Origin of the sequence: Micromonospora sp. NPDC048947 (genome assembly GCF_040649495.1) — a bacterium.
Taxonomy (GTDB): domain Bacteria; phylum Actinomycetota; class Actinomycetes; order Mycobacteriales; family Micromonosporaceae; genus Micromonospora; species Micromonospora alfalfae.
This window is the reverse complement of the sequence record NZ_JBEZFO010000015.1, coordinates 186,389-193,670: the sequence shown is the minus strand read 5'-3', so window position 1 is coordinate 193,670 and position 7,282 is coordinate 186,389. Positions and strand designations below refer to the sequence as shown.

The 7,282-nt window shown below is 70.4% G+C and carries 6 protein-coding genes; 3 read left to right on the top strand and 3 right to left on the bottom strand.

Annotated elements, in window-relative coordinates; translation table 11 throughout:
• Positions 1-119: 119 nt before the first annotated feature.
• The 3 genes from AB0B98_RS22175 to AB0B98_RS22165 form a co-directional block, all read right to left on the bottom strand.
• Positions 120-2,480, bottom strand: coding sequence for a sodium-translocating pyrophosphatase (locus AB0B98_RS22175; RefSeq protein ID WP_357364908.1), 2,361 nt, complete (start codon positions 2,478-2,480; stop codon positions 120-122).
• 316 nt (positions 2,481-2,796) lie between these two features.
• Positions 2,797-3,234 carry an ATP-binding protein gene (locus tag AB0B98_RS22170; RefSeq protein ID WP_238668803.1) on the bottom strand — a complete coding sequence of 146 codons (438 nt, stop codon included), beginning with the start codon at positions 3,232-3,234 and terminating at the stop codon, positions 2,797-2,799.
• Positions 3,231-3,587, bottom strand: coding sequence for an STAS domain-containing protein (locus AB0B98_RS22165; RefSeq protein WP_357267322.1), 357 nt, complete (start codon positions 3,585-3,587; stop codon positions 3,231-3,233). Before AB0B98_RS22165 ends, AB0B98_RS22170 begins: the two co-directional genes overlap by 4 nt.
• Before the next feature lie 140 nt (positions 3,588-3,727).
• Between AB0B98_RS22165 and AB0B98_RS22160 the strand changes: the two genes are divergently transcribed.
• The 3 genes from AB0B98_RS22160 (at position 3,728) to AB0B98_RS22150 (ending at position 7,201) form a co-directional block, all read left to right on the top strand.
• Positions 3,728-6,148, top strand: coding sequence for a DEAD/DEAH box helicase (locus tag AB0B98_RS22160; protein WP_357364906.1), 2,421 nt, complete (start codon positions 3,728-3,730; stop codon positions 6,146-6,148).
• 99 nt (positions 6,149-6,247) lie between these two features.
• Entirely contained in the window at positions 6,248-6,457 is a 210-nt protein-coding gene (locus AB0B98_RS22155) for a hypothetical protein (RefSeq protein WP_238668798.1), read from the top strand.
• A 165-nt stretch (positions 6,458-6,622) separates the two neighbouring features.
• The gene (locus AB0B98_RS22150) at positions 6,623-7,201 is read left to right on the top strand and encodes a hypothetical protein (protein ID WP_238668797.1); all 579 of its coding nucleotides are present in this window, start codon (positions 6,623-6,625) and stop codon (positions 7,199-7,201) included.
• Positions 7,202-7,282 lie beyond the last annotated feature (81 nt).

Below are 7,282 nucleotides of genomic sequence, written 5' to 3'. Positions count from 1 at the left end.
CACCTCGAGAGATTCATGTAAAGATCATCATCTTTGCCGGGACGTTGCGAGCGCGTTGCGCGTCGGCCGGAGAGCTTCCGGACCATCCGGTCCCGCGGGGACCCCGGGCCGTTCCTGGATCAGGCGTTGACCGTCTCCGGGCGGTGATCGGTGCTGCCCGCGCCGGTGTTGCCATCGACGTCCGAGTCGGACATCGCGATGCCCTTGCGCTTGCTGAACACCACCGACGCCACGATGATCAGCGTCGCGACCAGCGCGATGCCGACCCGCAGGCCGACGTTGCGGTCGTCGCCCACGCTCCAGGCCACCACCGCGGGCGCGATCAGCAGCGAGACCAGGTTCATCACCTTGATCAGCGGGTTGATCGCCGGGCCGGCGGTGTCCTTGAACGGGTCACCGACGGTGTCGCCGATGACAGTGGCGGCGTGCGCCTCGGAGCCCTTGCCCCCGTACGCGCCGTCCTCGACCAGCTTCTTGGCGTTGTCCCAGGCCCCACCGGAGTTGGACAGGAACACCGCCATCAGGGTGCCGGCACCGATCGCACCGGCCAGGTACGCAGCGAGCGCGCCGGGCCCGAGGCCGAAGCCGACAGCGATCGGCGCCAGGATGGCGAGCAGACCGGGGGTCATCAGCTCGCGCTGTGCGTCCCTGGTGCAGATGTCGACGACCTTGCCGTACTCCGGGCGCTGGGTGCCGTCCATGATGCCGGGCAGCTCACGGAACTGCCGGCGGACCTCCATCACCACGGCACCGGCCGAGCGGGACACCGCGTTGATGGCCAGCCCGGAGAAGAGGAAGACCACCGCCGCGCCGATGATCAGGCCGACCAGGTTGCGCGGGTTCGCCACGTTCAGCGAGTTGAGGATCTCCGTCCCGACGTCGCCCACGCCAGCCGTCGCGTACGCGCTGCGGAGCGAGTCGGTGTACGAGCCGAACAGCGCGGTCGCGGCGAGCACCGCCGTGGCGATCGCGATGCCCTTGGTGATCGCCTTGGTGGTGTTGCCGACCGCGTCCAGCTCGGTCAGCGTGCGAGCGCCGTGCTCGTCGAGGTCACCGGACATCTCGGCGATGCCCTGCGCGTTGTCGGAGATCGGCCCGAAGGTGTCCATCGCGACGATCACGCCGACGGTGGTGAGCAGGCCGGTGCCGGCCAGCGCCACAGCGAACAGCGACAGCGTGATGGAGCTGCCGCCGAGCAGGAACGCCCCGAAGACGCCGGCGCCGATCAGCAGGGCCGAGTAGACAGCCGACTCCAGGCCGATGCTGATGCCGGCCAGGATCACCGTCGCCGCACCGGTCTGCGAGCTCTTGCCGATGTCCTGCACCGGGCGCCGGTTGGTCTCGGTGAAGTAGCCGGTCAGCGCCTGGATCGCGGCGGCCAGCACGATGCCGATGACCACCGCGCCGATGGCGACCAGCCGGGGGTTGCCGGGCGCGTCGGTGAGCCCGCTGTCGAACTCGCCGAAGGTCGCCGGCAGGTACGCGTAGGCGGCGATCGCCACCAGCACAGCGGAGAGCACCGCCGACAGGTAGAAGGCCCGGTTGATCGCGGTCAGGGCGTTACGGTCGGACGCGCGCAGCCGGGTGATGAAGACACCGACGATAGCGATCAGCACGCCGATGGTGGAGATGATCAGCGGGAAGACCAGGCCCTCCTCGCCGAACGCGGCGCGGCCGAGGATCAGCGCGGCGACCAGCGTCACCGCGTACGACTCGAACAGGTCGGCGGCCATGCCGGCGCAGTCACCGACGTTGTCGCCCACGTTGTCGGCGATGGTGGCGGCGTTGCGTGGGTCATCCTCGGGGATGCCCTGCTCGACCTTGCCGACAAGGTCGGCGCCGACGTCGGCGGCCTTGGTGAAGATGCCACCGCCGACCCGCATGAACATCGCGAGCAGCGCGGCGCCGAAGCCGAAGCCCTCCAGCACGGTCGGCGCGTCACCCCGGTAGAGCAGGACGACCAGCGCGGCACCGAAGAGGCCGAGGCCGACGGTGAAGAAGCCGACGACCCCCCCGGTTCGGAACGCGATCTTCATGGCCGCCTCGCGGCCGCCTGCCCGCTCCCTCGCGGCGGCGGCCACGCGCAGGTTGGCCCTGGTGGCCAGCCACATGCCGGCGCCGCCGATGAACGCGCTGAACAGGGCGCCCACCACGAAGAAGAGTGAGCGGCCGATCTTCACAGCGACTTCACTGCCATCGGTGTCGTGCACCGGAAGCAGGAAGAGCAGCACGACGGCGATGACGACGAAGATCGCCAGGGTGCGGAATTGCCGGAGCAGGTAGGCCGAGGCGCCCTCCTGGACGGCCCCCGAGATCTCCTGCATTTTCTCGGTACCCTTACCAGCGGCCAGCACCGTTTTTGTCAGGGCGGCAGCGAAACCGAGTGCCACCAGCGCGACAACCGCGGCGATGACGACGTAGGTGACATTGCTTCCGGTAAGGGAAAGCCCGCCGCCGTCGGCGGCCAAGGTCTCGGACATCTGTGTCCTCCTGTTACCGAACAATCGCGCCGGTGAGTGGAGACGCACTGACCGACGCCTGGATGCGGACTCGCAAGCGCGCGCCAACCCACCAGCGGACCAGCGATGAACACCCATACCCGCTGGCTGCGGGATAGGTCACTTGCTGACAACCCGGGTACTGTAGCCCTCCGCAGTGTTGGAGGTCACACCCAGGTGGCACCGTGTCGCGATGATCTTCGTCGCTGTGTTATGAAACGAAATCTGATATAGGGCCCCATCCATGCAAAGAAGGCCGCATCCCCAGCAGGGGACGCGGCCTACGCAGCGAAACTGGTCAGCGGCCGACCGGCCACACCATCCGTACCTCGGTGCCGATGCCCTCGTCGACCGGGCGCACCTGGAGATCCTCGACGAAACCGGCGAGCAGTGCGAAGCCGACGCCGGTGGTCAGCGCCTCATCGGTCAGCGACTCGTTGGCCAGCTCGTCCGGTGGCAGCGCGGTCAGACCGATACCCGCCTCGATCGGCGCCCGGTCCACCACCCGCACGGCGTACGAGCCACCGTCGGACATCTCCACCAGCACCGGGTCGGCCAGGCCGTACTGCCGGTGCAGGGCCACCGCGCGCGTGCACGCCTCACCGATGGCCAGGCGCACCTCGTCCAGCAGTTCCTCCCGCACCCCGGCCCGCCGGGCGACGGCGACGCCGACCAGGCGGGCGGTGCGCACGTGCACCGGAGCGGGCGAGAAGGAGAGCTTGACTGTGGCCATCACGCGCCGGCGCCCGCCGAGTCAGCGCTGATCGCCGCGTCGACCGTCGGGTGCAGCGGAAACACCTGGTCCAGCGCGGTGATCCGGAAGATCTTGAGCAGCGGTTCCTTGTCGCAGACCAGCGCGAACGAACCGCCGGTCGAGCGGAGCCGCTTGAGCGCGCCGACCAGCACGCCCAGCCCGGTGGAGTCGAGGAAGTCCACCCGACCGAGGTCGACCACGACGTGACGGGCGCCACCGTCGATCAGTTCGAGGAGTCGCTCACGGAGCCGGGGCGCGGTGTAGACGTCCACCTCACCACCGACCTCGAGCACCGTGTGCTCGCCCACGGTGCGGGTCGCCAGTGACAGCTCCATCGGTCCTCCTCGCCAGAGCCGTAAACTCTCGTGGGCATCTAACCACTACCGCCGGGACGGCCTGCGGACGCCAGCGGAGGCTTCCCCTTACCCCGGTGTCCGACTTTTCATCTCCGAACACCAGTGCGAGAGTGCAGGGCGTGACCTCCAACGACTTCAGCTCCGCGCGCGGCACGCCGCGCCACGACCTGGAGTCGTCGTCCGCGGCCACCGTATCCGCTGGTCCCGGCCCTGGGCCAGCGCCGGCCGACCTACTGCGCCGGCTACGCGCCCGGGGTGCCGCCGACCCGGTCACCCACGTCGAGCGGGTGCCGGCCCGCGCCGGTGTGCCCGCGCCGTGGCCGTCGTGGGCACCTGCGGAGTTGCGCGCGGCGTTCACAGGACGCGGCGTGGTCGCGCCCTGGCAGCACCAGGCCCAGGCGGCCAACCTTGCGTACGAGGGCCAGCACGTGGTCGTCGCCACCGGCACCGCGTCCGGCAAGTCACTGGCGTACCAGCTGCCCGCCCTTGCCACACTGCTCGCCGACCCCCGGGCCACAGTGCTCTACCTGGCGCCGACCAAGGCGCTCGCCGCGGACCAGTTGCGCGCCGTCGCCGCGCTGGAGCTGGAGGGTGTACGCCCCGCCTGCTACGACGGGGACACTCCGCGCACCGAGCGGGAGTGGATCCGGCGGCACTCCCGGTTCGTGCTGACCAACCCGGACATGCTGCACCACGGCATCCTGCCCGGGCACGCCCAGTGGTCCGGCTTCCTGCGCCGACTCGCGTACGTGGTGATCGACGAGTGCCACACCTACCGGGGCGTGTTCGGCTCGCACGTCGCGCACGTGCTGCGTCGGCTGCGTCGGCAGTGCGCCAGATTCGGGGCCACCCCGGTGTTCGTGCTCGCCTCGGCCACCTCCGGCGACCCGGCCACCGCGGCCGGACGGCTGACCGGCCTGCCGGTGACAGCGGTCACCGAGGACGCCTCCCCCCGTGGCGGGGTGACCTTCGCGCTCTGGGAACCGCCGCTGCTGCCACCCGACCCGTCGGCCGCTTCGCTGGTGCCGCCGCAGGCGACCGGCGAGCACGACGAGCTTCACCAGGTCCGTCGGTCGGCGCTGCGCGAGACCGCGGACCTGCTCGCCGACACTGTCGCCGAGGGGGTACGCACCCTCGCGTTCGTCCGCTCCCGCAAGGGTGCCGAGGTGGTGGCCGCCAACGCGCGTCGAGCGCTGGACGACGCCGTTCCGGGGCTCGGCGACCGGGTGGCCGCCTACCGGGGCGGTTACCTGCGGGAGGAGCGACGAGAGCTGGAACGGGCCCTGCTGCACGGCGACCTGCTCGGCCTGGCCTCCACCAACGCGCTGGAGCTGGGCGTGGACCTGGTCGGGCTCGACGCGGTGCTGATCTGCGGCTATCCGGGCACCAGGGCGTCGCTGTGGCAGCAGGCGGGCCGCGCCGGGCGTTCCGGGCAGGAGGCCCTCGCGGTGCTGGTGGCCCGGGACGACCCACTGGACACCTACCTGGTGCACCACCCGGAGGCGATCTTCGGCGCGCCGGTGGAGGCGACGGTGCTCGACCCGGCCAACCCGTACGTGCTGGCACCGCAACTGGCCTGCGCCGCGGTGGAGGCACCGCTCACCCCGGCCGACCTGGCGCTCTTCGGCGAGGGGGCGAAGGAGGCGGTCGACCAGTTGGTCGCGGCCGGGGCGCTGCGGCAGCGGCCCACCGGTTGGTACTGGCGGCACCGGGAGCGGCCCGAGGTGGACCTGCGCGGCGAGGGTGGCGCTCCGGTCGCCGTGGTGGAGTCGTCGACCGGCCGGCTGCTCGGCACTGTCGACGGCGGCTCGTCGCACTTCCTGCTGCACTCCGGCGCTGTCTATCTGCACCAGGGCGTCTCGTACGTGGTCGACCAGCTCGACCTGGTCGACGGTTGCGCGCTGGTACGCGCCGAGGAGCCGGACTGGTCCACCCACGCCCGCGACGTCACCGACCTGTCAGTGGTGTCGGTGCGCTCCTACGTGGACGCCGGGCCGGTCGGCATGTTCCTCGGCGAGGTGGATGTGACAAGCCAGGTGGTGTCGTACCAGCGGCGGCGAATCGCCACCGGGGAGGTGATCGACACCCGGCCGCTGGACCTGCCCACCCGGGAGCTGCGCACTGTGGCGGTCTGGTTCACCCTGTCACCGCAGTCGCTGGCCGCCGCCGGGGTCCAGCCGGCCGACGTGCCGGGTGCGCTGCACGCCGCCGAACACGCCGCGATCGGCCTGCTGCCGCTGATGGCGACGTGCGACCGGTGGGACATCGGCGGGCTCTCCACCGCCGTGCACCCGGACACCGAGGCGCCGACCGTCTTCGTCTACGACGGGCATCCGGGTGGCGCCGGGTTCGCCGAGCGGGCGTACGGGACGGCGTCGGCGTGGCTGCGGGCCACCCGGGACGCGATAGCCGAGTGCGGCTGCGAGACCGGATGCCCGTCCTGCGTGCAGTCACCGAAATGCGGCAACGGCAACAATCCCCTCTCCAAGCCGGACGCGATCCGGGTGCTGGACGTGGTGTTGACGAACCTGCCGCACTGAGCGGCTTGCATGAATCGGCATGGCACGGGGCACAATGGTGTGGGAGCGCTTCCATCGATGCCCATGTTGCTGATCGCCCCCCGTGCCCGAGGAGAAGCTGTGGCCGACACCATCGCCGAGACCGTCGACCTGCTCTACACCATCGACCAGGACAATCTCACCCTCGACCAGCAGATCGCGCTGGGGTCGGCATTGGCCGCCCTGGCCCAGGCGGAACGGCTGGAACAGATCAACGAGCGGCTGCGCGGCATTCACCAGGTGCTCAACACCTGGTCGCTGCGGACCGTGACCTCCGTCGACAGTCGCTGAGGTCGCCGGGAGTGATCCTGCAAGGGCACCGGTGATCACTCCGTGCTGGGTAGTCGTCCAACGGGCTCGACGGCTACCCAGCCGCAACTGATCATGGACAGCAGGGGGCGCGACGGTTGTCGGGCTGTGCGAGACTCCGGCGCACCAACCCCCAGAGGAGTACACATGCAGCTCGACAACTTGCAGGGCCAGCACCAGTTCCACATCCGCCAGCGACTGCGCATGATGGTCAACCAGTACGAGGTCCGGGCGGTCGCCCCCGACGGCACCGAGGGTGAGCTGCTGGCGTTCGCGCAGCAGAAGCGGCTCGCCTTCAAGGAGCAGGTGACCATCTACACGGATGACTCCAAGCAGCAGCCCCTGCTCGGCTTCAAGGCCCGCCAGCGCATCGACCTGGGTGCCACGTACGACGTCACCGACGCGGCCGGCAACCCGATCGGCCTGTTCCGCAAGGACTTCGCCCAGTCGCTGCTGCGCTCCACCTGGCACGTCGAGCAGGCCGGCCTGCCGCAGGTGACGGGCCAGGAGCGCAGCATGCCGGTGGCGCTGCTGCGTCGATTCGTCGACTCGCTGTCCTGGCTGCCGTACCACTTCGACTTCACCGCGGGGGGCCAGCCGGTCTTCACCGTGGTCAAGAAGTGGGGCCTGCGCGACAAGTACGTCGTCGAGGTGCAGAACCCACAGATCGACCGCCGCCTGGTCATCGCGATGGCCGTCGCCCTCGACGCGCTCCAGGCCCGCTGACACACCCGGCCCGGACCAGGGCTCTGCGGTGACCCTCGGCGGTCGCCGTCGCGGCCACCCGATCCTCGGCTGCCGGCCGGG

Excerpts from the sequence above, each read along its gene's own strand:
- AB0B98_RS22150 (WP_238668797.1), top strand. The coding sequence starts at position 6,623 with ATGCAGCTCGACAACTTGCAGGGCCAGCACCAGTTCCACATCCGCCAG.
- AB0B98_RS22165 (WP_357267322.1), bottom strand. The coding sequence starts at position 3,587 with ATGGAGCTGTCACTGGCGACCCGCACCGTGGGCGAGCACACGGTGCTC.
- AB0B98_RS22175 (WP_357364908.1), bottom strand. The coding sequence starts at position 2,480 with ATGTCCGAGACCTTGGCCGCCGACGGCGGCGGGCTTTCCCTTACCGGA.